Source organism: Pseudomonas sp. VEM90, assembly GCF_054611535.1.
In genome coordinates this window covers 411,504-435,966 of the sequence record NZ_JBTRAR010000001.1, presented here as the reverse complement: position 1 = coordinate 435,966, position 24,463 = coordinate 411,504, and the positions used below count along the sequence as shown (strand labels likewise).

General features: G+C 59.8%; 37 protein-coding genes and 1 tRNA gene. 11 read left to right on the top strand and 27 right to left on the bottom strand.

The genetic code is table 11. From position 1 onward, the window contains the following. Positions 1-2 precede the first annotated feature (2 nt). Positions 3-323: an I78 family peptidase inhibitor gene (locus ACYCCG_RS02245; RefSeq protein ID WP_459669305.1), complete on the top strand. Its 321-nt coding sequence runs from the start codon at positions 3-5 to the stop codon at positions 321-323. 201 nt (positions 324-524) lie between these two features. Here the strand turns inward: ACYCCG_RS02245 and ACYCCG_RS02240 are convergent, their stop codons facing one another. Further along, positions 525-737 (bottom strand): cold-shock protein, encoded by a 213-nt coding sequence (locus ACYCCG_RS02240; protein ID WP_003250656.1) that lies wholly within the window; start codon positions 735-737, stop codon positions 525-527. A 162-nt stretch (positions 738-899) separates the two neighbouring features. Continuing rightward, on the bottom strand, positions 900-1,205 hold the full coding sequence (locus tag ACYCCG_RS02235; RefSeq protein ID WP_176683836.1) for a hypothetical protein: 306 nt from the start codon (positions 1,203-1,205) through the stop codon (positions 900-902). A 338-nt stretch (positions 1,206-1,543) separates the two neighbouring features. Between ACYCCG_RS02235 and thrS the strand changes: the two genes are divergently transcribed. The 9 genes from thrS to ACYCCG_RS02190 all read left to right on the top strand — a co-directional run bounded on the left by thrS (position 1,544) and on the right by ACYCCG_RS02190 (position 9,030). Then, complete coding sequence (thrS, locus tag ACYCCG_RS02230; protein ID WP_459669304.1) at positions 1,544-3,466, top strand: threonine--tRNA ligase; 1,923 nt, start codon at positions 1,544-1,546, stop codon at positions 3,464-3,466. After that, entirely contained in the window at positions 3,466-4,017 is a 552-nt protein-coding gene (gene infC / locus ACYCCG_RS02225; RefSeq protein ID WP_012052879.1) for a translation initiation factor IF-3, read from the top strand. Before thrS ends, infC begins: the two co-directional genes overlap by 1 nt. Before the next feature lie 60 nt (positions 4,018-4,077). Continuing rightward, positions 4,078-4,272: a 50S ribosomal protein L35 gene (gene rpmI / locus ACYCCG_RS02220; protein WP_003250667.1), complete on the top strand. Its 195-nt coding sequence runs from the start codon at positions 4,078-4,080 to the stop codon at positions 4,270-4,272. Positions 4,273-4,299: 27 nt separating this feature from the next. Then, complete coding sequence (rplT, locus tag ACYCCG_RS02215; protein ID WP_003250671.1) at positions 4,300-4,656, top strand: 50S ribosomal protein L20; 357 nt, start codon at positions 4,300-4,302, stop codon at positions 4,654-4,656. 109 nt (positions 4,657-4,765) lie between these two features. Then, complete coding sequence (pheS, locus tag ACYCCG_RS02210) at positions 4,766-5,782, top strand: phenylalanine--tRNA ligase subunit alpha (RefSeq protein ID WP_003250674.1); 1,017 nt, start codon at positions 4,766-4,768, stop codon at positions 5,780-5,782. 31 nt (positions 5,783-5,813) lie between these two features. Beyond that, a complete protein-coding gene (gene pheT / locus ACYCCG_RS02205; RefSeq protein WP_004574323.1) occupies positions 5,814-8,195 on the top strand; it encodes a phenylalanine--tRNA ligase subunit beta in 2,382 nt (793 codons plus the stop codon). Between the two features lie 4 nt (positions 8,196-8,199). Further along, positions 8,200-8,502: an integration host factor subunit alpha gene (gene ihfA / locus ACYCCG_RS02200; protein WP_003250679.1), complete on the top strand. Its 303-nt coding sequence runs from the start codon at positions 8,200-8,202 to the stop codon at positions 8,500-8,502. After that, positions 8,483-8,839, top strand: coding sequence for a MerR family transcriptional regulator (locus ACYCCG_RS02195; protein ID WP_003250681.1), 357 nt, complete (start codon positions 8,483-8,485; stop codon positions 8,837-8,839). The genes ihfA and ACYCCG_RS02195 overlap by 20 nt, the downstream gene beginning before the upstream one ends. 114 nt (positions 8,840-8,953) lie before the next feature. Then, a tRNA-Pro gene (locus ACYCCG_RS02190) sits at positions 8,954-9,030 on the top strand. Positions 9,031-9,111: 81 nt separating this feature from the next. Here ACYCCG_RS02190 and ACYCCG_RS02185 read toward each other — a convergent pair. From ACYCCG_RS02185 to ACYCCG_RS02140, 10 genes are read right to left on the bottom strand one after another with little or no spacing between them, the layout of a single operon-like run. After that, complete coding sequence (locus ACYCCG_RS02185; protein WP_230685727.1) at positions 9,112-10,260, bottom strand: tyrosine-type recombinase/integrase; 1,149 nt, start codon at positions 10,258-10,260, stop codon at positions 9,112-9,114. Beyond that, positions 10,161-10,577: a hypothetical protein gene (locus ACYCCG_RS02180; protein WP_459669303.1), complete on the bottom strand. Its 417-nt coding sequence runs from the start codon at positions 10,575-10,577 to the stop codon at positions 10,161-10,163. Before ACYCCG_RS02180 ends, ACYCCG_RS02185 begins: the two co-directional genes overlap by 100 nt. Before the next feature lie 10 nt (positions 10,578-10,587). After that, positions 10,588-10,764 carry a hypothetical protein gene (locus ACYCCG_RS02175; protein WP_177337093.1) on the bottom strand — a complete coding sequence of 59 codons (177 nt, stop codon included), beginning with the start codon at positions 10,762-10,764 and terminating at the stop codon, positions 10,588-10,590. A 37-nt stretch (positions 10,765-10,801) separates the two neighbouring features. After that, positions 10,802-11,179, bottom strand: coding sequence for a hypothetical protein (locus ACYCCG_RS02170; RefSeq protein ID WP_459669302.1), 378 nt, complete (start codon positions 11,177-11,179; stop codon positions 10,802-10,804). A 56-nt stretch (positions 11,180-11,235) separates the two neighbouring features. Continuing rightward, entirely contained in the window at positions 11,236-12,009 is a 774-nt protein-coding gene (locus tag ACYCCG_RS02165) for a DNA-methyltransferase (protein ID WP_459669301.1), read from the bottom strand. Positions 12,010-12,052: 43 nt separating this feature from the next. Next, positions 12,053-12,433 carry a DUF4406 domain-containing protein gene (locus ACYCCG_RS02160; protein ID WP_459669300.1) on the bottom strand — a complete coding sequence of 127 codons (381 nt, stop codon included), beginning with the start codon at positions 12,431-12,433 and terminating at the stop codon, positions 12,053-12,055. Continuing rightward, a complete protein-coding gene (locus ACYCCG_RS02155) occupies positions 12,430-12,681 on the bottom strand; it encodes a hypothetical protein (RefSeq protein ID WP_023379810.1) in 252 nt (83 codons plus the stop codon). The genes ACYCCG_RS02160 and ACYCCG_RS02155 overlap by 4 nt, the downstream gene beginning before the upstream one ends. After that, positions 12,678-12,998, bottom strand: coding sequence for a hypothetical protein (locus ACYCCG_RS02150; protein WP_459669298.1), 321 nt, complete (start codon positions 12,996-12,998; stop codon positions 12,678-12,680). The genes ACYCCG_RS02155 and ACYCCG_RS02150 overlap by 4 nt, the downstream gene beginning before the upstream one ends. A 49-nt stretch (positions 12,999-13,047) precedes the next feature. Further along, positions 13,048-13,245, bottom strand: coding sequence for a hypothetical protein (locus tag ACYCCG_RS02145; RefSeq protein ID WP_459669297.1), 198 nt, complete (start codon positions 13,243-13,245; stop codon positions 13,048-13,050). After that, positions 13,242-13,868, bottom strand: coding sequence for a hypothetical protein (locus tag ACYCCG_RS02140; RefSeq protein WP_459669296.1), 627 nt, complete (start codon positions 13,866-13,868; stop codon positions 13,242-13,244). The genes ACYCCG_RS02145 and ACYCCG_RS02140 overlap by 4 nt, the downstream gene beginning before the upstream one ends. A 130-nt stretch (positions 13,869-13,998) precedes the next feature. Between ACYCCG_RS02140 and ACYCCG_RS02135 the strand changes: the two genes are divergently transcribed. Next, on the top strand, positions 13,999-15,180 hold the full coding sequence (locus ACYCCG_RS02135; protein WP_179052950.1) for an HNH endonuclease: 1,182 nt from the start codon (positions 13,999-14,001) through the stop codon (positions 15,178-15,180). 60 nt (positions 15,181-15,240) lie between these two features. Here the strand turns inward: ACYCCG_RS02135 and ACYCCG_RS02130 are convergent, their stop codons facing one another. The 15 genes from ACYCCG_RS02130 to ACYCCG_RS02060 form a co-directional block, all read right to left on the bottom strand. Next, positions 15,241-16,191 carry a phosphoadenosine phosphosulfate reductase domain-containing protein gene (locus tag ACYCCG_RS02130; protein ID WP_459669295.1) on the bottom strand — a complete coding sequence of 317 codons (951 nt, stop codon included), beginning with the start codon at positions 16,189-16,191 and terminating at the stop codon, positions 15,241-15,243. Between the two features lie 87 nt (positions 16,192-16,278). Further along, positions 16,279-16,539: a hypothetical protein gene (locus ACYCCG_RS02125; RefSeq protein WP_459669294.1), complete on the bottom strand. Its 261-nt coding sequence runs from the start codon at positions 16,537-16,539 to the stop codon at positions 16,279-16,281. 22 nt (positions 16,540-16,561) lie between these two features. Further along, positions 16,562-17,125 (bottom strand): hypothetical protein, encoded by a 564-nt coding sequence (locus ACYCCG_RS02120; protein WP_459669293.1) that lies wholly within the window; start codon positions 17,123-17,125, stop codon positions 16,562-16,564. Further along, positions 17,100-17,465, bottom strand: a complete 366-nt coding sequence (locus ACYCCG_RS02115; RefSeq protein WP_459669292.1) for a DUF7740 domain-containing protein — start codon at positions 17,463-17,465, stop codon at positions 17,100-17,102. Before ACYCCG_RS02115 ends, ACYCCG_RS02120 begins: the two co-directional genes overlap by 26 nt. A gap of 72 nt (positions 17,466-17,537) precedes the next feature. Next, on the bottom strand, positions 17,538-18,056 hold the full coding sequence (locus tag ACYCCG_RS02110; protein ID WP_459669291.1) for a hypothetical protein: 519 nt from the start codon (positions 18,054-18,056) through the stop codon (positions 17,538-17,540). Further along, complete coding sequence (locus ACYCCG_RS02105; protein WP_318076146.1) at positions 18,053-18,682, bottom strand: lambda exonuclease family protein; 630 nt, start codon at positions 18,680-18,682, stop codon at positions 18,053-18,055. Before ACYCCG_RS02105 ends, ACYCCG_RS02110 begins: the two co-directional genes overlap by 4 nt. Beyond that, positions 18,669-19,613 carry a recombinase RecT gene (locus ACYCCG_RS02100; RefSeq protein ID WP_459669290.1) on the bottom strand — a complete coding sequence of 315 codons (945 nt, stop codon included), beginning with the start codon at positions 19,611-19,613 and terminating at the stop codon, positions 18,669-18,671. The genes ACYCCG_RS02105 and ACYCCG_RS02100 overlap by 14 nt, the downstream gene beginning before the upstream one ends. Positions 19,614-19,620: 7 nt before the next feature. Next, a complete protein-coding gene (locus ACYCCG_RS02095; protein WP_459669289.1) occupies positions 19,621-20,751 on the bottom strand; it encodes a hypothetical protein in 1,131 nt (376 codons plus the stop codon). A gap of 354 nt (positions 20,752-21,105) precedes the next feature. Continuing rightward, the gene (locus ACYCCG_RS02090) at positions 21,106-21,336 is read right to left on the bottom strand and encodes a hypothetical protein (protein WP_103462665.1); all 231 of its coding nucleotides are present in this window, start codon (positions 21,334-21,336) and stop codon (positions 21,106-21,108) included. Next, positions 21,333-21,656 (bottom strand): hypothetical protein, encoded by a 324-nt coding sequence (locus ACYCCG_RS02085; RefSeq protein ID WP_459669288.1) that lies wholly within the window; start codon positions 21,654-21,656, stop codon positions 21,333-21,335. Before ACYCCG_RS02085 ends, ACYCCG_RS02090 begins: the two co-directional genes overlap by 4 nt. Positions 21,657-21,676: 20 nt before the next feature. Next, positions 21,677-21,964, bottom strand: a complete 288-nt coding sequence (locus tag ACYCCG_RS02080; RefSeq protein ID WP_459669287.1) for a hypothetical protein — start codon at positions 21,962-21,964, stop codon at positions 21,677-21,679. A gap of 444 nt (positions 21,965-22,408) precedes the next feature. After that, complete coding sequence (locus ACYCCG_RS02075; protein ID WP_459669286.1) at positions 22,409-22,951, bottom strand: hypothetical protein; 543 nt, start codon at positions 22,949-22,951, stop codon at positions 22,409-22,411. 78 nt (positions 22,952-23,029) lie between these two features. Then, positions 23,030-23,215, bottom strand: a complete 186-nt coding sequence (locus tag ACYCCG_RS02070; protein WP_151883367.1) for a hypothetical protein — start codon at positions 23,213-23,215, stop codon at positions 23,030-23,032. Beyond that, complete coding sequence (locus ACYCCG_RS02065; RefSeq protein WP_459669285.1) at positions 23,212-23,430, bottom strand: hypothetical protein; 219 nt, start codon at positions 23,428-23,430, stop codon at positions 23,212-23,214. The genes ACYCCG_RS02070 and ACYCCG_RS02065 overlap by 4 nt, the downstream gene beginning before the upstream one ends. Before the next feature lie 473 nt (positions 23,431-23,903). Then, positions 23,904-24,161: a DUF1654 domain-containing protein gene (locus tag ACYCCG_RS02060; protein WP_459669284.1), complete on the bottom strand. Its 258-nt coding sequence runs from the start codon at positions 24,159-24,161 to the stop codon at positions 23,904-23,906. Positions 24,162-24,463 lie beyond the last annotated feature (302 nt).

Sequence of the window (24,463 nt, the reverse complement as noted above, 5' to 3'; positions counted from 1 at the left end):
TCATGTTCCGTACCCGTGCTTACCTGGCAACTTTGGCTGTGGCTGCTGTCCTGGCGGGTTGCAGCACTGGTGGCAACGCTGATGGTGGGGCTGCGCCGGCCGCCCCAGCTGGCAACGATGGCCGCTGCCAGGCCAGTGGTGCCGACTTTGCCATTGGCAAACAGGCCAGTGCCGAATTGCTGGAGCAGGCACGCAAGGCCAGCGGCTCGCAGATGGCGCGCATTCTCAAGCCGCACGACGTAGTGACCCTGGAGTACCGCTCCGAGCGCCTGAACCTGAATGTGGATGAGCAAGGCAGGGTAACCCGCGCCAACTGCGGTTGATGCACGCGGGGGCAACTGCCTTGCGCAAAATGTGAAAAGCCTGCGCAGTCGCCTGTAGGAGCGGGTTCACCCGCGAACACGGGCGAAGCCCGTGCCATTCACCCTAAAGTCTGTTTCGCAGGCAATCCCGCCCCACTCAGATGATGCAATCGCCCATAAAAAAACCCGCCACAAGGGCGGGTTTTTTTACAGCTATCCGAATTACTCCGGACGAACCTGTGCAGCCTGCATGCCCTTCTGGCCGCGCTCGGCGACGAAGGAAACAGTCTGGCCTTCTTTCAGGCTCTTGAAGCCGTCAGATTCGATGGCTTTGAAGTGTACGAACAGGTCGTCGCCGCCGCCTGCTGGGGTGATGAAGCCGTAGCCTTTCTCATCATTGAACCATTTGACGGTGCCTTGTTGGCGATTGGACATGGGTGAATCTCCAGAACATTTAGTTTTTTCATTGGTGCAATGCGGCCGAGGCTACGGAGCACGGGATACATCATAGTCTAATTCTGCGCATCTAGCGCCTTTTACCTTCGCAGGATATTGATCCAGCTCAAAGAATGGCTGGTCGTCGCTGGCTTTAAGGTTTCAGCTCTTCGGTGCGCAGGCCTGTTTTACCACCATCTGCGCCCTCTGCATCAGCTTGGCGTCAACGCCGTCTTTGCTGTCGAGGTCGGCAATCTCGGCGTCGGTAAAGTTCTTTTTGATGGCTTGCGCGCCGCAGTCGCAGTGCTTTTTCGCGGTGGCAGCGTCAACGCCCTGGCCGCTGGCCACTTGCGTGCACTGGGTCATGTAGCCGGCCTCCTTCCCGGGGGGGAAGTTGCCGGCGTTCGCGGCCACGGGCAGTAGCAGGGCGCCAGCGGCCGCCAGGGCCAGAAGAGACGGAACTCGCATCACCAGTTACTCCTTGGGTTAAGGTCTCATCAAGAGTAGGTTGCTTCCCAAAGTCTGAGCGGTATTTTTCCGCGTTAGTTCACCGCTGCGATGCAATTTCCAAATATTTCTGCCTGGGGTGCAACCCCCGTGCTAGCATGCTCGGCTTGCGGTCGCGCTGTTGCCGGCTGCAGCTATCTTTTTTCTTTCCAGTCACTCTGGTTCGTCCCTGACAAGCCGAAAGGCTTCTGCCACTGTGGGGCAGGCTTCCTTTTACCGGAAGGCAGGTCGGATCTTGTACTGGCTCATCCCAACCCACGTGACCTTTGGTAGGGGTCACCACTAGGAGAGGAGGCGCCATGCCCGTTATTACTCTTCCCGATGGCAGTCAACGTTCGTTCGATCACGCCGTATCCGTAGCCGAAGTAGCCGCTTCCATCGGCGCTGGCCTGGCCAAGGCCACCGTTGCCGGCAAGGTCGACGGCAAGCTGGTCGATGCGTGTGACCTGATCAGCAACGACGCCACCCTGCAGATCATCACCCCTAAAGATGAAGAGGGACTGGAGATCATCCGTCACTCGTGCGCCCACTTGGTTGGCCACGCCGTGAAGCAGCTGTACCCGACCGCCAGGATGGTGATCGGCCCGGTCATTGACGAAGGCTTCTATTACGACATCGCCTACGAGCGCCCCTTCACTCCAGAAGACATGGCCGCCATCGAAAAGCGCATGATGGCGCTGATCGAAAAAGACTACGACGTGGTCAAGAAAATGACCCCGCGCGCCGAAGTCATCGATGTGTTCAAGGCCCGTGGTGAAGACTACAAACTGCGTCTGGTCGAAGATATGCCGGATGAACAGGCCATGGGTCTGTACTACCACGAAGAATACGTCGACATGTGCCGTGGCCCGCATGTTCCGAACACCCGCTTCCTCAAGGCATTCAAACTGACCAAGCTGTCCGGCGCCTACTGGCGTGGCGATGCCAAGAACGAGCAACTGCAGCGCGTGTACGGCACGGCCTGGGCTGACAAAAAGCAGCTGGCTGCGTACATCCAGCGCATCGAAGAAGCCGAAAAACGCGATCACCGCAAGATCGGCAAGCAACTCGACCTGTTCCACCTGCAGGAAGAAGCCCCGGGCATGGTGTTCTGGCACGCCAACGGCTGGACCGTCTACCAGGTACTCGAGCAGTACATGCGTGGCGTGCAGCGCGAAAACGGCTACCAGGAAATCAAGACCCCGCAGGTTGTCGACCGCATCCTGTGGGAGCGTTCCGGCCACTGGTCCAACTATGCCGAAAACATGTTCACCACTTCGTCGGAAAGCCGTGACTACGCGGTAAAACCGATGAACTGCCCGTGCCACGTGCAGGTGTTCAACCAGGGCCTGAAAAGCTACCGCGACCTGCCGCTGCGTCTGGCCGAGTTCGGTGCCTGCCACCGTAACGAGCCGTCCGGCGCACTGCACGGCATCATGCGCGTGCGTGGCTTCGTACAGGACGATGCGCACATTTTCTGCACCGAAGATCAGGTGAAGAAAGAAGCCGCCGACTTCATCAAGCTGACCCTGGACGTGTACAAGGACTTCGGTTTCAGCGACATCGCCATGAAACTGTCCACTCGCCCGGCCAAGCGTGTCGGTTCCGAAGAGTTGTGGGACCGTGCTGAAACCGCGCTGGCCGACGCCCTGAACGAATCCGGCCTTGAGTGGGAATACCAGCCTGGCGAGGGCGCCTTCTACGGCCCGAAAATCGAGTTCACCCTGCGCGACTGCCTCGGCCGTAACTGGCAGTGCGGTACCCTGCAGTACGACCCGAACCTGCCAGAGCGTCTGGATGCCAGCTATATTGCCGAAGATAACAGCCGAGTACGCCCGGTCATGCTGCACCGCGCCATCCTCGGTTCGTTCGAGCGCTTCATCGGCATGCTGATCGAGCACTACGCTGGCGTGTTCCCGGCGTGGCTGGCCCCAACCCAGGCGGTGATCATGAATATCACCGACAAACAGGCCGATTTTGCCCTCGAGGTTGAGAAATCTCTGAACGGAAGCGGTTTCCGTGCCAAGTCGGACTTGAGAAATGAGAAGATCGGCTTTAAAATCCGCGAGCATACTTTGCTCAAGGTCCCGTACCTTTTGGTTATAGGGGACCGCGAAGTCGAAACGCAAACCGTCGCTGTGCGTACTCGCGAAGGTGCAGACCTGGGCTCCATGCCCGTCGCCCAATTCGCTGAGCTGCTGACACAAGCGGTTTCCCGGCGTGGTCGCCAAGAATCGGAGTAATGACTATTAAGCGTGAAATGAGAAACGATAAGCGTGCTGTACCGAAGGCCCCGATCAACGAGAATATCTCGGCCCGCGAGGTTCGGTTAATTGGCGCAGACGGCGAGCAGGTTGGCATCGTCTCGATTGATGAAGCGCTGCGTATCGCTGATGAAGCGAAGCTGGACCTGGTAGAAATCTCTGCAGACGCGGTACCGCCCGTCTGCAAGGTCATGGACTACGGCAAGCACCTCTTCGAGAAGAAGAAGCAGGCTAACGAAGCCAAGAAAAACCAGAAGCAGATCCAGATCAAAGAAATCAAGTTTCGTCCAGGGACGGAGGATGGGGATTACCAGGTAAAACTACGCAACCTGGTACGTTTCCTTACCGATGGGGACAAGGCCAAGATCTCTCTGAGATTCCGTGGTCGTGAGATGGCCCACCAGGAGCTGGGCATGGAGCTGTTGAAGCGGGTCGAAGCCGACCTCGCCGAATACGGCACCGTTGAGCAGCATCCGAAGATGGAAGGACGCCAGCTTATGATGGTCATCGCCCCCAAGAAAAAGAAGTAATCTCCCGGGCACGGCAGGCCTGATGATTATGTGTAATTTTATCGAATGCGGAGTTCCAACATGCCAAAAATGAAAACCAAGAGCGGTGCTGCGAAGCGCTTCCTGAAGACAGCTTCGGGCTTCAAGCACAAGCACGCTTTCAAGAGCCACATCCTGACCAAAATGTCGACCAAGCGTAAGCGTCAACTGCGCGGTGCCAGCTTGCTGCACCCGTCCGACGTCGCAAAAGTCGAGCGCATGCTGCGCGTTCGTTAATTCTGGTTAAGATAGAGGAAGTTACTCATGGCTCGTGTTAAGCGCGGCGTTATCGCTCGTAAGCGTCACAAAAAAATTCTGAAACTGGCTAAAGGTTACTACGGTGCACGTTCGCGCGTATTCCGTGTAGCCAAGCAAGCGGTCATCAAGGCAGGCCAATACGCCTACCGCGACCGTCGCCAGAAGAAGCGTCAGTTCCGCGCACTGTGGATCGCTCGTATCAACGCCGGTGCCCGCACCAACGGTCTGTCCTACAGCCGTCTGATTGCTGGCCTGAAAAAGGCTTCGATCGAAATCGACCGTAAGGTTCTGGCTGATCTGGCAGTGAACGAAAAAGCGGCGTTTGCTGCGATTGTCGAGAAAGCTAAAGCCGTTCTGGCTTAAGTACCCGCGACAATCACCCGGCGGTGCTAGCGCTGCCGGGCATTGAACGTCATCGATAGGGGAAGAGCCTTCAAAGCTCTTCCCCTATTTTCGTATCTGGAGTCTGTACATGGAAAACCTGGATGCGCTGGTCTCCCAAGCCCTAGAGGCCGTGGAACGCGCTGAAGACATCAACGCCCTGGAACAGATCCGGGTTAATTATCTCGGCAAGAAGGGCGAACTGACCCAGGTGATGAAGACCCTGGGCAACCTGCCAGCCGAAGAGCGGCCGAAAGTCGGCGCGCTGATCAACGACGCCAAAGAGCGCGTCACCGTTGTGCTCAATGCCCGCAAGGCTGCCTTTGAAGAAGCCGAGCTCAGTGCTCGCCTGGCTGCCGAATGCATTGACGTCACCCTGCCAGGCCGCGGCCAGGCCACCGGTGGCCTGCACCCGATCACCCGTACACTCGAGCGCATCGAGCAGTTCTTCACCCACATTGGCTACGGCATTGCCGAAGGCCCAGAGGTGGAAGACGACTACCACAACTTCGAAGCGCTCAACATCCCTGGCCACCACCCGGCGCGGGCGATGCACGACACCTTCTACTTCAATGCCAACATGCTGCTGCGCACCCACACCTCGCCGGTGCAGGTGCGGACCATGGAGTCCACCCAGCCGCCCATCCGCATTGTGTGCCCGGGCCGCGTATACCGCTGCGACTCGGATATCACCCACTCGCCGATGTTCCACCAGGTCGAAGGCCTGCTGATCGATCGCGATATCAACTTCGCCGACCTCAAGGGCACCATCGAAGAATTCCTGCGCGTATTCTTCGAGAAAGAACTGGCGGTCCGTTTCCGCCCATCGTTCTTCCCCTTCACCGAGCCGTCTGCAGAAGTCGACATCCAGTGCGTGATGTGTTCCGGCAACGGCTGCCGCGTGTGCAAGCAAACCGGCTGGCTGGAAGTGATGGGCTGCGGCATGGTGCACCCGAATGTGTTGCGCATGTCCGGCATCGACCCAGAAGAGTTCCAGGGCTTCGCCTTCGGCATGGGTGCCGAGCGCCTGGCCATGCTGCGTTATGGCGTCAACGATTTGCGTCTGTTCTTCGACAACGACCTGCGGTTCCTAGCCCAATTCCGCTAGGCCCAATCGACGCAACTTTCAGGAGAACAGCATGAAATTCAGTGAACAGTGGCTGCGCGGTTGGGTCAACCCGCAAGTCTCCCGTGACGAACTGGTCGCCCGCCTGTCCATGGCCGGCCTCGAAGTTGACAGCGTTACCCCCGCTGCCGGCCAGTTCAGCGGCATCGTCGTGGGCGAAATTCTCGCCACCGAGCAACACCCGGACGCCGACAAGCTGCGCGTGTGCCAGGTAAGCAGCGGCCAGGAAACCTTCCAGGTTGTGTGCGGCGCCCCTAACGCCCGCCCAGGCATCAAGATCCCGTTCGCCATGATCGGTGCCGAACTGCCAGGCGACTTCAAGATCAAGAAGGCCAAGCTGCGCGGTGTCGAGTCCTTCGGCATGCTGTGCTCGGCTGCCGAACTGCAGATCAGCGAAGAAAACGACGGCCTGCTGGAGCTGGCTGCCGACGCTCCGGTTGGCGAAGACATTCGCACGTACCTGAGCCTGGATGATGCCAGCATCGAAATCGGCCTGACCCCGAACCGCGGCGACTGCCTGTCCATCGCCGGCCTGGCCCGCGACGTCAGCGCCCTGTACGACACCCCGGTCACCCGCCCGGTGGTGCCAGCCGTAGCGGCCGCCCATGACGAAGTGCGCCCGGTCGAAGTCAGCGCCCCGGCTGCCTGCCCGCGCTACCTGGGCCGCGTTATCCGTAACGTCGACCTGAGCAAACCAACCCCACTGTGGATGGTGGAGCGCCTGCGCCGCAGCGACGTTCGCAGCATCGACGCCGCCGTCGACATCACCAACTACGTGATGCTCGAACTCGGCCAGCCGATGCACGCCTTCGACCTGGCAGAAATCAACGGCGGCATCCGCGTGCGCATGGCCGAAGAGGGCGAAAAGCTCGTCCTGCTCGACGGCCAGGAAGTTGCCCTGCGTGCCGACACCCTGGTCATCGCCGACCACACCCGCGCCTTGGCCATCGCCGGCGTCATGGGTGGCGAGCACAGCGGTGTGAACACCGAAAAAACCCGCGACCTGTTCCTGGAAAGCGCCTTCTTCGAGCCGATTTCCGTCGCCGGTAAAGCCCGTTCCTACGGCCTGCACACCGATGCCTCGCACCGCTACGAGCGCGGCGTCGACTCGCAACTGGCCCGCGAAGCCATGGAGCGCGCCACGCAGTTGCTGCTGGACATCGTTGGCGGCGAAGCCGGCCCTGTGGTCGAAGCGGTCAGCGAACAGCACCTGCCACAAGTAGCCCCGGTCACCCTGCGCGCCGAACGCATCACTCAGATGCTTGGCATGGAAATGGACCCAGCCCAGGTCGAGCAGTTGCTCAACGCCCTCGAGCTGACCACGACCAAGAGCGGGGAAGGGCAGTGGACCGTCAGCGTACCAAGCCACCGCTTCGACATCAGCCTGGAAGTGGACCTGATCGAAGAGCTGGCCCGCCTGTACGGCTACAACAACCTGCCGGTTCGTTACCCGCAAGCCCGCCTGGCCCCACAGGGTAAGCCGGAAACCCGCGGTGACCTGCCGACCCTGCGCCGCCTGCTGGTTGCCCGCGGCTACCAGGAAGCCATCACCTACAGCTTCATCGACCCGAAACTGTTCGAACTGTTCAGCCCGGGCGTAGAGCCGCTGCTGCTGGCCAACCCCATCTCCAGCGACATGGCCGCCATGCGCGCCTCGCTGTGGCCGGGCCTGGTCAAGGCACTGCAGCACAACCTGAACCGCCAGCAAGACCGCGTGCGCCTGTTCGAAAGCGGCCTGCGCTTTGTCGGCCAACTGGGTGACTTGCAGCAGCAGCCAATGATTGCCGGCGTCATCACCGGCAGCCGCCTGCCAGAAGGCTGGGCCAACGGCCGCGACGGTGTCGACTTCTTCGACGTTAAAGCCGACGTGGAAGCCTTGCTGGGTTACTCCGGCGCCCTGAGCGACTTCACCTTCAGTGCCGGCAAACACCCAGCCCTGCACCCAGGCCAGACCGCTGCCATCGAGCGCGACGGCAAACTGGTCGGCTACCTCGGCGCCATCCACCCAGAGCTGGCCAAGGCCCTGGGCCTGGACCGCCCGGTATTCCTGTTCGAGCTGGTGCTGGGCGACGTGGTCGAAGGCCGCCTGCCGAAATTCAGCGAGCTGTCCAAGTTCCCGGAAACCCGTCGTGACCTGGCTTTGATCGCAGGACGTGATGTGGCTTCTAGCGCGGTGCTTGAATTAATTCGTGACAATGCAGGCGAATGGCTCACAGACCTCAGGCTGTTTGATGTGTACCAAGGTAAAGGCATTGATCCTGATAGAAAAAGCCTTGCCGTCGGCTTGACCTGGCAGCATCCATCGCGCACTCTTAACGACGATGAGGTGAACACTACCCTGCAAAATATCCTCACCTCGCTCGAACAAAGGTTGAACACCACGTTAAGGAAATAACGGCATGGGTGCTCTGACGAAAGCTGAGATGGCCGAAAGGCTGTACGAGGAGCTGGGGCTTAACAAGCGTGAGGCCAAGGAGCTGGTCGAGCTGTTTTTTGAAGAAATTCGGCACGCACTTGAAGAGAACGAGCAGGTCAAGCTGTCCGGTTTCGGCAACTTCGACCTTCGCGACAAACGCCAGCGGCCGGGCCGTAACCCCAAGACAGGGGAAGAAATCCCGATCACCGCACGGCGCGTCGTCACCTTTCGTCCAGGGCAGAAGTTGAAGGCCCGGGTTGAGGCCTATGCTGGAACCAAGCCATAACGACGAACTGCCCCCCATACCGGGCAAACGCTACTTCACCATTGGTGAAGTAAGCGAGTTGTGTGCCGTAAAGCCACACGTGCTGCGGTATTGGGAGCAGGAGTTCGACCAGCTGAACCCTGTGAAGCGGCGGGGGAACCGGCGGTATTACCAGCGCCAGGATGTGCTGATGATCCGCCAGATTCGTGCGCTGCTGTATGATCAGGGGTTCACCATTGGCGGGGCGCGGTTGAGGCTCTCTAGTGATGAGGCTAAAGATGAATCCAGCCAGTACAAGCAGCTGATTCGGCAGATGATTGTTGAATTGGAGGATGTGTTGGTGGTGTTGAAGAAGTAAGCCGGGTTTCTGATGGATGGAAAATTTTTTGAGAAAAAGCTTTCATTTATCAGAGGGTTAGGGTACATTCTTCAACGTTCTCGGCAAGATTGAGAACATGCTTCAAAGCCCAGTCGGGGCGTAGCGCAGCCCGGTAGCGCACTTGCATGGGGTGCAAGGGGTCGAGTGTTCGAATCACTCCGTCCCGACCATATATTTCAACGACTTAGCCACCTCCGGGTGGCTTTTTCGTTTCTGGGCATAGTGACTTTTCGAGTGACTTCGCCTTTTCATCACCCAATTCTCCTCTTCAGTATTGTCAGCACAGGTCCGCGTGAATCTGTGGCCGATACCTTGTTTGCTGCCTCGATCAGTTGACCGATCTCAGCGCCGGAGTAGTGACTGGTCACGCTGCCGTTCTTGTGACCCAGAAGCGACTTGCGATCTTCTTCTGAAACACCGGCTGCCTTCAGGCGCCTGCCGAAGGTATGCTTAAGGTCGTGAATCCTGATAGAAGCGAACCCAGGGTGTGCCGGCCGTAGATGCTGCTCCTGCCAGAGCTTTGCCGCGCGAACCCGCGCTTTCTTCCAGGCCGAATCGTTCATCCGGTGCATCGCGGTGCCGTTGTAGGGGAACACCCATTCCCGTGAAAGCCCGCGCTGCTTCTCTATGATCGATCTGGCCACATCGTTCAGCACTACCAGACGCTCGTCCCGGTTCTTGACCCCAGAGTTCTCATGCCTGCCGCCGAACTCGGCCGGTATGAGAAACACGCTGGTGCCAAGCTCTGGCACAGAGATCTCCCAATCCCACCTCAGTTTGCAGACCTCCTGCTCACGGCAGCCCGTGTTTACCTTGAACAGGGCCATCCGCTGCAAATGGTCTGGCAATTCCCCGAAGAGAACCGATTGCTCCTCCCATGACATGGGGTAGGGCTTTCGGCTCGCCTTCTTCTCTTCCAGCTTGGTTAGCAGCGGCACGCTGTCCAGCCACGGCCGGCGCTCCTCGTCCCGCCATTTCCTGCACGCCAGCGATAGAACACGGATCGCTCGTTCGATTGCGATGTTGACTGTCCTGTTGCTCACTCCTTTTTTCACCTTCCCGTCCGGCAGCACTACATCGGCCTTCCTGTCGCGAATGAACGGGGCCAGGGCCTCATCATCGATATGCGTCAGCGGCAGGTGGCCGATATAGTCGTCCAGCTGGTTCAGGTACAGCGCAGTGATCCTGAATGAGGGCTGATCCTTGTGCTCGACCAAGTATTTGGCCGCTGCGGCGCTGAACGTCTTGATCTCGCGCACACCGTAGACTTTGCGCAGGCGCATCTTCTCCAATAAATGGATCAGGTATTGCTCTGCCTCTTCCCGGTCACAAGTGCCAGTGCTCTCTTGAATTCGCTCTCCCCTGTAGATTTTGTCGATTTTCCAGATGCCGCTCGGCATTTTCTGGAGGCCTGTGATTGCCTTTTTGGCCATGGATTCTCCTTGGAGGTCACGGCCAGACTCTCGCTGCGAGGCCGATTGTTGTCTTGATCGGCGGCCTTTTCAACGGCCATCGCCTCGATGTACGCGTCGACCCAGGCGTCCAGCTCAAGTCGATCAAACCCAATGCCTTGCTTTCCAATCGGAAATTCGCGCACGAATGGGCGGACGGTGTTCTTGAATTCGTCTCTGCACATGCCGAGATATCCGGGCGCATCACCGGCCCGGATGATTCTCGGCAGCAAGCCTGGCTGCACTGCAGCAGTGGCGTTTGCCATGTGGGCCTCCTCAGGCCGTGAAGTGGTGCCCGACCTTCGCCGCGCGGGCGGCTTCCTCGGTGCGGAACATGAGCTGGGTTTTGCCTGGGCGGCCTTCCGATTCGTACTCTGCCTCAACCCACCAGTGTCCGAACTTGCGGTACGGCTCGCCGAGGATCTTCGTCACGTAGCAGTCGATCAGGTTCATGGATGGCTCCGCGCCGCCGGTGGCGGCAGGTTGGTGGTCAGGCCGTGGCCGCAGTGATGGTCCGCTCGAAGCGCGAAGCCAGTTCGGCGTTGACCTCGGCCTTTGCCAGGCTGTCGGCGGTGCCCTTGGCGCGGTGCAGGGCTTCGTACTTGCGCAGCTGGGCAGCGGCCTCGGCCAGGTCAGCCAAAAGCAGGGGCGCCGCGGCGATCAGCTTGGCGTTGGCCCGGCGCAGATCCCGGCTGAGTTCGGCAGGTCCGATCTCGGTGAAGGTCACGCAGTCGCCGCAATCAGCGATCATCCAGCCGTCAGAGGGAAGCGCCTTCACGCCATCGCCACTGTCGGCGCCGAGGCCGGTGAATACCTCGGTTTCGTTCAGGACTTCCCATGGGCCGGGCGTGTACTTGTGATTCGTCATGGCAATAGCTCTCCACGCCCGCGCATGTCGGCGGGCTTGAGTTGTAGGGGGAGGGGTCAGGCGCGCGCTTCGAACAGGTCGATCTGCGCCGCCGGGGTATCGCGGATGGTGATGGCATCGGCAATGCGCTGCTGGGCGGTACCGAAGTGCGCCTCGTCCTGCTCGATGCCGATGAAGCGCCGGCCCAGCTGGATGCAGGCGACGCCGGTCGTGCCGCTGCCCATCGTGTTATCGAGTACTACCTGCCCGGGGTTGGTGTAGGTAGCGATCAGGAACCGCATCCAGCTGACTGGCTTTTGAGTCGGATGGAAGCTGGCGGTCTGCTTATCGCTCGAGAAGAACTGCACCGAGCGCGGGTACCTGTCCGTGGAGTCGTACTCGGTGAGCGACAGGGCCTTGCCGTAGCACTCCGAGTTGACCGTCTTGCGCTTGGCTGTGCGCCGCTCGTGGCCGCTGGTCATCTGTGGGTTGTACACAGGCTGTCGCCGGTAGAAGACCTGGGCGCTTTCATGGGCCCGCAGTGGCTGCTTCTTGGCGTTGAGGAAGCCGGTTGCGTTGCCTTTTTCCCAAATCCACTCGTAGCGGTAATCCCGCGGGTTGCTGGCCACCACCAGCGAACTGAACGGCTGAGCCGCGCAGAGAACGATGGCTGCTTCGGGCTTGGCGATTCTCAAGTACTGCTCCCACAGAGGGGCGAAAGGGATCACCACGTCCCAAGCGCATTGCGTAGTCCCGTAGGGCAGGTCAGCCAGCACCATGTCGACGCTGGCATCCGGGATCGACTTCATCACCTCCAAGCACTCGCCGTGGTACAGACCGACTTCGCTCATCGCGGCCCCCGGTAGATCAGGTAGGCCATGTAGGCGAGGGCGATCATGCTGCCTCCTGAATGCCGACCGGCTCAGCACCATCGGCAAGAAGCATGCGCATGCCGATCTCCTTGGCAATGTGCACCTCCAGGCGAGCGCCACGTGACCGCGACCAGCCGGGCAGAAGCATCATAGCCTCGCAGGTCGACAGGCGTCCGATATCGAACCGCAGGTAGTCCTCCCACTCAGCGCCTTCAACGTGGCCGTGCTCGGCGGGGTTTTCAACGTGCCACCCTTCGGCGCGCATCGCCGTCGCCATGGCGTGAAATGCCGGAAAGTTGAAATCAGGCAGCCCAGTCATAGGGCCTGCGATGTAGACGCGGTTGGCGCGGTCGTCGGTTAGAAGCACTGCGCGCTCGGCGCTGGTTACGTTCGATTGGCTCACAGCTCATACCTCTCATCAATCCAGCGCCCAGGCGCCAGAGCGGGTGTAGGTTCGGGTTGGGTTTCGTGCGGGGAGAGCTGGCGTTCGTTGCCGGCCTGCAGCTGGCTGTCGGGGATGCAGCTGATGCCGACCCCGTTGAGCAGGTAGCAGGTGACGCCGCGCTGGCTGTCGTGCTGCACGTCGATGACGTTCTCGGTGGCGCTGGCGCCGGTGGCCAGCAGCAGGAGGCAGAGGGCGAGGCGGGTCATGGCTTGAACTCGACTGCTGGGGTGACCTGACGGGCGAAGTCGAGCACGCTTTGCGACCAGTCCTCGCCTACGCCGTCGTCGAAGGCGAACAGCATGCCGCCCAGAGCTCGCCGAAGGGCCTTGATTTCCGTGATGAGCCCGGCAACCACGGCTGGGTCAGCCAGAACCAGGTAACGCTCATCGGTTCCCAGCAGGTCGGCGTCTTCGACCATTCCCTTCCAGCCGTGGGAGCGGATCACATCCTCGGCAGCGGCCTTGGCGGCGACATGCAGGGCGTCCAGATCGATGGAGTCGAGAGCAGTTTTTTCTACAGGCACAGTCGTTCCTTGGCCGCCATATCGCGGCAGTGAATAGAGGGGAGAGGGGTTACAGCGGTGGAGTACAGATGTTCTCTTGCTTGGCTATGACCTTCAGGCAGGTCTTGCAGGTGACTTCGGACTTGAACCTGTCCGACTCCCACTCTTCGCCGTCACGGTGGCCACGGCCAACGCCGCAGGCTGAGAAGTGCTCGTCGTCGTTGCCGTCGTGGTCGTAGTCGATGTGGGCTGCCCAGTGGATTTTCATGGCTGGCGCTCTAGGGCTGCGCTCGGTTTGAACGTAAGGCCCTTCACGGCCGTGCTGTAGATGAACTTGATCATGTCCCATGGGAGCGTGTGGCGCTGGCCGTACTCACCCTCGCCATCGCATATCTCGCAGCCTTCCACCGGCTCATCCAGTTCGCGACATTCCGGGCATTCCTGGGTGACCTCCAGCTTGAACTCACCGAGCAGCAGTGCCTTGGCGCCGTTCTCCGCCGTGAGCCGCTTGGGCATCAGGCAGTACTCGTCGGGGATGGATACCAACGGCCCAATGGGGACAATAGGCAGTCCAGTCGCCGCCGCATCCCTCTCTGCCTCTTCATTGGTCCACCAGAAGGCAGTACCAACCATCCAGGCTATAGGCTCGGGGTGGGGCTGCGGGGCTGGAAGTACATCGGCCAGGGAGATATCGGGCGCTTTGCACTGGGCGGCGTCTATGGCAGCCATAGCCAAGTCGCGGTCGCGCATGCCGTGCACGCCCTTCAGGCGCGTGATGCACGCTGTAGCGGCCTCGACCTGCTGCTCTGTCCAGATGCTGCGCTCAACCAGCATGAACCCTTCGGGCACGCTGACCATTTCTGTGTTGCTGGATCGGTTTTCTGTGGGCATGGGGATACCTCGAGCTATATCGTGGCAATGAGTGGAGAGGCGGGTCTGTATGAATGGAAGGATTGCTGCTAGTGCATGATGGCAATATGATTACTGTTTTTGCGCTCAGAGGTGACCGGTGAGTAAGTACATGCCCCTGGCCGATTTTCTTCGGTCCCAGACTGTTAACTCCGTTGTGTTGACCTTCGCTCAAATTGATGAGCTAGTGGGCGGGCTGCCACCGGTCGCGAGAAATCACAACGCTTGGTGGGCAAATTCAAGGACTGATGATTCACATACCTGGGCCCATCTTTGGATCGAAGCTGGCTGGGAACGTAAGTCCCTGGACCTGAGTGCAGAGGTTGTAGTTTTCGAGCGGCATTCACCCGAGCAAGAAACTTCGCGCTTTTGGTGGGTCAACCATAAGCAGACTTACCAAGCCGAACTTGAAGGGGGTTATATCTGGTCACCCACAAAAAATAAAAATGGCGCTCGAAACCAGACCTACATCAACCTGACGTTGGTTAGGGCCGGTGACGTAGTTATCTCCTACGCTGGAGGTCAGATTCGGGCGATCGGTGTTGCGACTTCAGTTTATACCGAACAGGCGAAGCCGGAAGATTTTGGTCAAGCCGGTCTGAACTGGTCGGATACGGGATGGCTAGTTCCTATCGAGTGGACCGTGTTGGACAAGGCTGTTTCACCTAAGGACCACATTACTGCTATCACAAGCCTCTTACCCGCGAAAAACTCCCCTTTACAAGCTAATGGCAACGGCAATCAGGGATGTTACCTCGCTAGTATCTCGCCCGAACTTGGCTCTTTTGTTCTCCGCCTATCCAATAGTGCTGGGAGCGCCATTATCGAGCGGGTTCATGAGCTGGAAGACCAGGTGAGAGCGGACGAAGCCGAACGTGAAATCCAGTTGAATCAGGAACTGGCTTCTACTGAGCGGGAGCAGTTGGTCCGCTCGCGTGTCGGCCAGGGAACATTCCGCCTTCAGGTGCTGGACCTTGAGAAGTCGTGCCGTCTGACCGGAGTTTCCGATAAGCGCTTCCTGATCGCTAGCCACATCAAGCCTTGGAAGGATTGCTCGAATGCAGAGCGATTGGATGGGAGCAATGGTTTGATGTTGGCCCCTCACGTGGACAAGCTTTTCGACCGTGGCTGGATAACTTTCCAGGACAACGGGGATTTGTTGGTTGCCGACGCTGCTAAGGAAATCGTGTCTGCCTGGGGGCTGACATCTAGCTTGAATGTCGGCAGCTTCACACTGGAGCAGCGAAGCTACCTGAGCCACCACCGCTCAGAAGTTTATAAGGGCAGGGTGTAGGAAAATGAATTGCCGGCAGCGCATCCGCCTGGGCGGCCTGAAAGTGTCGTTGGAGTGTGGTTATTCGCAGAGGCCATAGGCCGAAGAGCATTTCTGTTTGCTGTCGGTGCGCGCTAACAGGTCGACCATGTCGAACTGGCGCCCGCCGCGTGATGTGTTCGCCCAGTCCACCATGCGGTCAATGCCATGGGTTTCGGCGCTGACCTTGTCGTCGGATCGGACGGTGGGGTCGGTGACGGTGGCGAAAAACGTGGCGGCACCGCGCTTGCTGGCGATGCTCACCAAGCGCTCCCATTCCCGCACTCTGGACACTTCCTCCGGCCACCTAGTGGCAATCTCGCGCAGCTCATCCTTCGCGCACATGATGCAGGGCATGCAGCCGACTCGATTGCAGCCCTGTAGATAAAGCGGATTTGGCTTGATGCCGGCTGCACGGTGCGCCTCGAATACTGCTTCCACCGGCCATTTCAGAATGGGGCGGTAGTTGAACAGGCCGCCGCCGACCTCATCGCACTCAGGCAGGTATCTCCTGCTTAGCGACTCATCAGCTCGCACGCCCTGCCAAGACAGCACCAAGTTCTCGCCGGTCATCAGCGGCAGGAACACGTCTTCGATGATCGGGTTTCGCTTCAGCTCATCAGTGCAGAAGCGCGCCTTGGTGCTGGGGAAGCGGCCCTTCCAGAGGCACATGTCGAGGAAGGGGTTGCCGGTTGGATGCAGTACCTCCAAGGCGGCCAGTACCACTGACTCGGGCACTTCCTTCTCGCGCCACTTCGTCTCGATGAACTTGCGTTTCCCGGCGATCTGCCTGGCAAAGTCGGCTTTGACCCAGCGTATCGGCACGCCAACGGCTTCGGCCAGGTACTGCACGTAGTCATAGGTGGCCGGGTGTTCGTGCCCAGTGTCTGCGAAAACAGCGCTGAGGTTCGGCACCTCCAGCTCGCGGGCGACCAGAAGGGTGGCCGTGCTGTCTTTACCGCCGCTCATGCTGACGATGTTGTATTCGGCCATCATGTGGTCCTTGCGTGCAGGCGCCGCCCTCGCCGGGGAGGCGTTATCGTTGAATAGGGGAAGGCGCTGGCGGGTAGCGCGGGAGGGTCAGGCTCGATTCAGGAACTCCTGGCACCTGCAGTTGAGGTCCTGGCAATGGCTCTGGCCAACCCAGTCAGGCATCTGGTCGCCTTCATATCGAACCTGCGTGGAGTGGATGAACCCGCTTCGATGCACGCCCCTGATGAATCTACGGCGGTCAGCCTCGTTATCCGACCGCTCAGGCTGATCCCAGCGGCTCATGACGATGCGTCCGCACGCTGTTTTTCCGTGGTCCATGCGGCCCATCGGCGTCTGGTTATCGCTCATGGCTTTCTCCAAGCATGGCTTGTTAAACGCTGCCGAGCAGCAGCAAGCCTTTGTCGTCTGGGTCGTCTTCCAGCGGTATTTCTTTCGCTCGCAGTTGGCGTTGCATGCGCCACTCGTACAGGGTGCGCGCCACGGAACTGCTGACTTCAAATTTGTGGCGCGGCGGCAAAGAGAGCAGCGTTAGGGCCTGAATCGGCCCTAGTGCATGGGCGCGCTCTATCAGCAGGCGGACGATGAAGCTTCGGTCGGTGGCATTGATCCACTCGCCCATTTCATCGAGCTGCTGGGTGGTGCCGCGCCTTGCCATGAGTCTGATTTCAGTTCGATCTGCCTTGAAGTGCTGATCGCTTTCAATTTCGAGGTGGGCGCCGGCGGCGAAAAACGGGAACTTCGCGCGACCAAGCTTGTGGGCGTTGTAGATCAGCAGGGTAAGCGCTTCGCCGCTTTCTTCGATCTCATCCCAGGACATCAGCTCAGCAAGCTGGCTGGCATGGGTGGTTGTCACCTTCAAACGCAAATCTTGCTCGCCCAGACGCTCCTGCTTCTCTCGCCTGCGTTGATCACGCTGCTTCGGCGTCAGAGCCATCATCGCCTCCATTGCGCACGAAGGTGGCGCCCGGCCCGATGTCGAGCAGGTCGCACACCCGGTTGATGATCTTCAGCGCTGCGTCGAACACCTTGGCGTCGTCCGGCTCGCGGGCCAGGCGCTTCATGTTTGGCTGGTGCTCCAGGCAGACTTTGTCGACCAGGCGCCGAGCAAGCCTGCGCAGGTGGTCGGCGCTGTCGTGGAAGCGCAGGCTCAGCGCGAAGGCCATGGCCACATCATCAGGCCGGTAATGGCCGCCGCTGCGGGTGTTGTACAGCTTCTTCACCGGCCGATTCATCCAGGCCGGTAGGGTTACCACTCCAGAGGGTGCTTTCTGCATGTCTGTGCTCCGTGAGGCCGCTGGGCGGCAGGTGGAACTGGTCTTGCCGGCGGCGCTGGCGGACCTGATTTTTCAAACTGGCCCGTCGCATCGCTTCCCCTCAACCTTCGGGTATTCGACGCCGAATAGGTGGATGACCCGGCAGAATTTGCGGTCAGAGATGCCCAGCTTGGCCTTGGCCTGGGCTCGGTTTAGGCCTGCATCACGAAGCTCGGCGATCTTGGTGGCAAGAGCTTTGTCCTCGGCGGGGTCTGCATAGGCCCTGTTCTTTTCGCCACGGAAACGGCGAGGGTCGGGCTGGAACGCAAACCCTCCGTCCTGGGCGGCGCGGTACAGCGTGGTTTGTGCCAGACCGGTTCGCTCCATAGCTTGGGCGTAGGTCATGGTCTTGGCCAGTTCGCGCAGTTCGGCCAGCTGCTGCTGACGCTTCTGAGCTTTCACTCCAAGCGGCTTCGGCTGCACGGCGCGCACCTGCTCAATGTCGCGGTGCGGCCGGTGCGGAACGTACTGAAAACCGTCGAGCACAATGATGCTGCCTCCAGAGGCAAGGAAGGCCGCTTTTGCGGCCTCTAGGTCGATTGATGGGTTCATGCTGCCTCCTTCATTCGCTCGCGCATCTCCTTCTCCAGGTCGCTGAGCTCTTCCAGAAACGCCTTGATCTCTGACTCCATCTCGCGGATGCGCTTGAAGTCGCGCTCGAAGCGGTGGCACACGTACTGAAGCGGCTCTGGCAGGCGGTCGTCGTAGCTGACGAAGTCTGCCCAGGCCCTGCCGGTACAGGCCATCTGGGCCAGCATCTGCCACTCGTACTGTGGGTCGTGGCGCTCAGACTGCATGGTGGCTATGTGGGTCGCAGTGTTTGGGCACTTGATCTCCAGCACGCCATCGTCGCCTACCAGGCCATCCGGTGACGCACCAAAGCCAGAAATTGTCGGGTGCATGACCAGCCCGGTTTCGACCACCATCAGGCCTTTGTCGGCCTCGTAGGCCATGCAGGCAAACGGTTCAAGCTCGACGCCGCGCTGCACGGCAGCATTGCGGGAAAGGTCGGCGCCGCCAGACTGGCCGGTGAGGCGCTCGCACAGAAGCTCCATCATGTAGTTTTTGCGGGTGGCAGATGGTGCGCCGCCCCGGCCGCTGGCCATCACATCCTTCACTCGACTCGCGGTGACGCAGCCAAGGCGTGCCGCGAACCATTCAGCGCTACGCTGCTCCATCTAACACCTCCTCAGATTCGCCTTCGATTGGCGCCGCTTCTGCCTTGATGGCGTCGGCGCGCTTGGTGACCTCGGCCTTGAAGCGGGCATGGCCGGTCGCATCCTTTGCCTGTTTCATGGCTGCGGTTGCCTGCTGGTACACATCGGTCAATGCTTCCAGGCTGCCGGCCTTCTGTGCCAGTGCAATCCAGTTGTTCACCATCTCGGGGTCGGTTGGTGCAGAGCCAGCCAGGCTGGCCAGACCCTCGCCCCCGTCCGTGTTCAAGTGGTGAATCGCCTGCTCCAGGCGCTCAGTCTTCGGCCAGTACTTGTAACCGCGCTTCACCACGGTCTTCTTGGCCATCTCGCCCGGGTCGGTGACCCATGGGCAGGATTTGTTCTTGCTGACCCAGGCCTTCCAGGCGCTTGACCTGTCACGGATGGCGTTCACATCCTCGATGCTCATGGTCTCGGTCAGGTAGTCGCCGTCGGCGGTCTTAACCACCACATAGACGCCGATCACCTCGCCGCGATCCTTGGCGAACGGGTTGTAGGAATGGGTTGGCGGCTTGTCGAAGCCATTCAGGCTGAAAGCGTCTGCGGCGTAGACCAGTTCGGCCTGAGCCCAGCGGATGGCGCCAGTCGACATAGCCAGGTCCATCAATCCGATGTAGCTGATGTCCAAGCAGATGCGGCCGTCTCGCGGGACCAGGTAGGCCTGTTTCTTGGCCGGGTTCAGGCTGATGCCGATGGCGGCGATGTTGGTGATCGCATTGGCCACCGACTGCCGGTTCTGCATGGCCACCTTGGTGGAGTACTCGCTCGAGGTGATCACCTGGATGGCGAATTCGGCCTCGCGCTCGAAGTTCAGCGAGCGGTCAGTCAGCACATTGGCGAACTGGTTCCGCTGCGCGTAAATGTCCTGCGAGATGATGGCTACTGCTTGGCTCATGGCAACCTCAGTAGGAAATGGCGATGTTCGGGATCTTGCGCTGGGCGATCAGGGTGACCGCTTGCTTGGCGCAGGCTTCTGGCATGCCCTCGGCAATGAAGGCCTCCAGGGCGGCGCGGTTTATGCTGGCCCGGTGCGCCTTGTCGGCTTCGCGAGCCTCTTGCTGGCGCAGAATCTCGGCAGCCGCGGCATCGGCCCGGCGACGTTCTTCCTGGCGGGCCTGCTCTGCTGCTTCCTCTTGCCGGCGCGCGGCGTCTTGGCGCTCCTGCTCCATCCGTTGCTCGGTGGCAACGCGGTCGGCCTCGGCCTGAATGCGGGCCCGCTCGGCTTGCTCGGCCTGCAACTTGAGCTGAAGACGCTGGTTCTCGGCTTCGCGCTCTTGTGCGGCAGCCTGGTCAAGCAGTTCCTGCTCGCGGCGTGCTGCCGCTTCGCGCTCTGCTTGTTGCTGCTGGGCGACGCGCTGGCGTTCGGCCTCGACGGCAGCCTCCTGTGCGAGCCGGATTCGGTCTTGCTCGGCGCGCTCTTCTGCTTCGCGGCGCAGGCGGGCCAGTTCGGCCTGTTCGGCGTCGTACTTCTGGCGGGCGACCAGGGCGGCCTGCACTGCATTCAGCGAAGCCTCTTTGGTCCGAGCTGCCTCAGCCTCGAATTCCTCCCACGCTTCGCCCAACTGGAACGCGGAGAGCTCGCTGAGGCGCGCCTGCAGCTGCTCGGCATCCAAGGTGCCCAGCTCGGCGGCCAGGTCCTTCATACGGTTGATTGCGTCGTTGTGGCGGTCGATCCGCGCATCCTCGGCGGCCTGCCAGTCATCCAGAGGTTTGCGCACCTCCTTCTGCCAGGATTCAAGAATGTCCCAAACCCGCTTGCGCTCAGCATCGATGCGGGCTGGCACCTTCTTCTGCTCGGCAGACAGCTCCTTGCCCTTGTTTTCGATTGCCGTCTTGGTGCGTGCAACCTCATAGGCCATCGACGCGATTTCTTTGCGGCCTTTGACCGTTTTCAGGTCCGGCACAACTGCCAAGAACTCGTCGATCTTGACGCGGATCTGCTGCAGCCAAGGCTCAAGGCCCTTTTCAGCGCTATACACCGCCAGGGCTGTTTCCTGCGGAGGAGCGACTATCAGTTCTTTCTCTGCGGACATGCGAATCTCCCGCGCCATCCATGCGGTGGACGCTGATTAAGTGGTTACTGGGTGATGGTGCCGGCCAGAGCGCTCAGGAGGAGCCAGCCGGTGCAGAAGGTGAGGGCGATGAAGGAGCCGCGCCAGGTGGCGATACGGCGTGCTCGCTGGTAGGAAGTCATAGCTCCACCAGCCTGCCGCGAGGATCAACTCCCCAGTCGCCCTCCATGAACGCGCTAGTGTCTCGAGGTGGTTGTCGCCAGCTGCCTTTGACGGGGCATTCCAACTCGCACACGAGGGTTTCGCGCGGTAGCTTGAGAACGTCCCCCAGGCCTTCGACCTGTTCGTCAATGAGCGTTTTGACTAATGGAGTTGTCATGCAGACCTCCTTAATGAATCTGTCCACTGCTGGTGTTCTCTAATGACGATCTTATTAAGTCGCTCGACATAGCAGCGCTGGGACGGGATATCGATAGCGCCAGTCAGGCCGGCCAGGTCAATGGCCATCGTCAGTTCGGCTCGAAGACTGTCGCTAAAGCATGAACATATCGCCTCAAAGCGCGAGTCGATGATGTCGATAACGTCCTGCTTTGTTTTCTTGTTCATGCTGCCTCCCAGCCGCTATGGCGCAGATCGTCATGCCAGTCTTCTGCTTCGGCAGCGGCCTTGTCTTCCAGGTATTCCCAAAGAATCTCTTCGATTTCCTCGGCATACTTATCAGCAACCGCAGCGCAGCCGTTCTTGCCGAGACCGACCGGATTGCCGTCCGCGTCGCAGGTGTTGCCCGACACGATCTCAAATTCCATTTCGCGGTAGCCGTAGAAGTCTTCTGGACTTGCCCAGGAGCCAGGGTCGCCTTTTACCGAAATGGAATGGGTGATTTCGCACTGGAGGACGCACTCCTCCACGATTACTTCGTAGGCCATGATCGCCTCCAGGTGGTGGGTTACTTGATAACGATTGATGCCAGGTAGGCGCGCCACTCAAGGACACGCTTTTCAGCAGCATCAAGCTCAGCGCCAAGGGCCTTGAGCGCGCCGAGGTGGATCATTTCCCGACCCCGGATTAGCGTTCCTTGATAGGTGCGGCTGTCGCACTCTGAAACCGCGACCGTCACGCCGTTGACCGTTACCGAATAGCCACGCTGCCCGCAGTGTCCGCGAACAGCAGCGAGCCGCTCTTTCGCGAGCTTATGGGCGGCCTCGGCCTTATCCAGCGCTTGTGCGGCACTCATGACCGCCTCCGTGTATTGGCTCATTTTTATTCCTCGCCAACCGCATTGGTCGGGCACCAGGCGCAGTGACCAAACTGGGCGTGAAAAGCCAGCCTGGCACCCGCCAATGCGGTCGAAGTGAAGGGAAGGGTGCAGGCGGTGAGCGCTACCTCACATGCATCTGGTCTGGCCGGGTAGGCCCCGGATTCGCCTGCGCGAACGTCGATTAATGTTTGCTTCGGTGAGCCTTAACTTGCGTAAGGGTCACGGTGATGCGCTTTAAATCGATGCAAGCAGCATCGGGGTGTGAACTGGCAGGAGCCAATCTCTGCATCGACCGGTGTTCGTTCCTCCCGATCTCGCTGGATAGAAGCTGTGCTGCTTGGCGGCAGGATTCAGTTCACACCCCGGTGCAGCCTGCGATGGGGAGCAGGGCATCGGGCCGTCTTTCCGGCTGTCAGGGAATCAGTAGGGCTTTTCGACTTTGCCCTGGTCCTGCAGGCTCCGGACCTTGAAGAGGTCGTTGAGCAGGGCGTCCATCTGGTTGGCTATCTGCTTGCGCAGGCCGTCTTTAAGGGCGCCGGTTACGTTGGCCACGCTTTGCTGCATTTCCTTGCTGAAGTCTTCAGCGCAGATCTTGGTCATCAGCCACTGCGCCCGTGTAACCGAGTTGTAATCGCTGGTGGCTGGCTTTCCATCGCCAGGGTTGACCTTGCCGTTCCAGTAGGCAGTAACCGTTTTCTCCAGCTCCTTGCGCAGAGTGGTGGACGGGCCTTCTTGGTCGCCCCACTGATTAACGCGGCGGTATTCACGCTCGAACGAACCGTTGATGGTCTCGTCGATTGCCTTCTGGATCTGCGCGGTGACGCGCTCGTCGAAGATCTTGTCGATGCGCTTCTTGACTTCCTTGTCGACCAGGCTCGACAGGTCGGCGTCTTCGCTCAGCAGCTGGTCTGCAACCTGGGAGACGATCGCGACCTTCAGAGATTCTTCGTTGATGTTCAGCATTCCCATGCCCTCCAGGGCGGTTGATTCAGTGGATTCCCCCTGATGCGCCCCGCTTGAGGCGCACCGGGGAATCGTCTGTCATGCGGAAGCTTTGCAGTCGGCCGCAGTCATGCGCTGACCGTCTTCCAGCTCGACCACGCACACGCCGTTGCGATACCCGCGCTCCGTGTTGAGCCGGTTCGCCTCGCGGATGCAGGCGCTTAGGTCGTTGTCGGTGAACACCTGCAGCTCGCCGCGCAGGGTGATGCGAAGGACCTTGTTCATGCCGCTACCAAAGCCTGCTGGGCCAGCAGTTCAGTCACGGCCTCGGCCGGGGTGCAGCCGTCGGCGTACAGGTCGTGCAGGTCGCTTTCTTCCCGCGAGCCAAGGGCGACTTGGTGACCAAGCAACTCGGAAGCCTTGTCGATCCAGCGGTAGTAGGCGCGCTCTTCAGCGTCGATGCGGCATTCATCAGCCGCCATGGTTGCCATGTTGAACATCGTGAATCCCTCCGATTGATTTTCCGGATGCCCCTCGCAAGAAGGGCACCGAGAAAATCTGGTGTTGCGGTCACTCCAAGCGCCTATAGATGCCCTTTTTGCTGGACCTTTCAGGGAGGCGGTTTGGAGAGCAACCCTCGGTCCGTCTTGCGCGGCCAACCCTGTGTTCCTGGCTGACTGGCGTTCGTCGTGACGTTGAGCAGGCGAAGGTTCACTTCGCAATAGCCAGTTCCAGAGCTGGCATGGGGATCGAATTTATTGCTCGCGCTGTGCCGTTGCCGGGATCGATCCGCGAGGTTCCCATCAATGTGAAAGAGCGGTGAGGCTTGAGGGCCTCCCGAGGGGCTGTGTGTCTGCCGTCTCGATGGACAAAAGATACCCGCAGGTAAAACATTCAGTCAATACCCCTGGGTAAATAATTTCTCGCGCCCACAAAAAACCCGCACAAGGCGGGCAAGGGAGGGGGGGTGAAATTAGTCTTCGGCGGGCACGGTCCAGGTCAGCAGAACCGATCCGTCGTCGCGGTGACGGAGCGTCACGTTGTCGTTCTCGACCACCTCATCCAGGAAGCGCTCCCAGTCGTGAGTCGACTCGTGGGATTCCTTGGCTATCACCGCCGACTTCGCCTTCTGCGCAGTCGGTGAGTTGATGACCTTCTGAATGCGGGATCCCATCATTTCGTAGGGCGTGGGTGGGGTAGGGGCTTTGGATTTCGATTGCTGCTTGGCCATGGCGTAACGCTCCATCTACTGTATGTATGAACAGTAATTTATCTGGAGGTAGCTGGCAATACTGGATGGAGCACATTTGTGCTCTTTTGGTGTGCGGGCAAAGAAAAGCTCGCGGGGAGGCGGGCTCTACGTAGTGGAGCTCAAAGGCATGAGCGAGTCAGCTAGAAATCATCAGGATATGCTGTATTCTCATTTGGAATAGGTATGCTGCCATGCATGAATTTGAGGAATTTAACTTGAGGAAGCTGATCAGCGTTTACTTCAAAAGGACCGACCTGGTCACCCCGGATGACGGCCAGGAA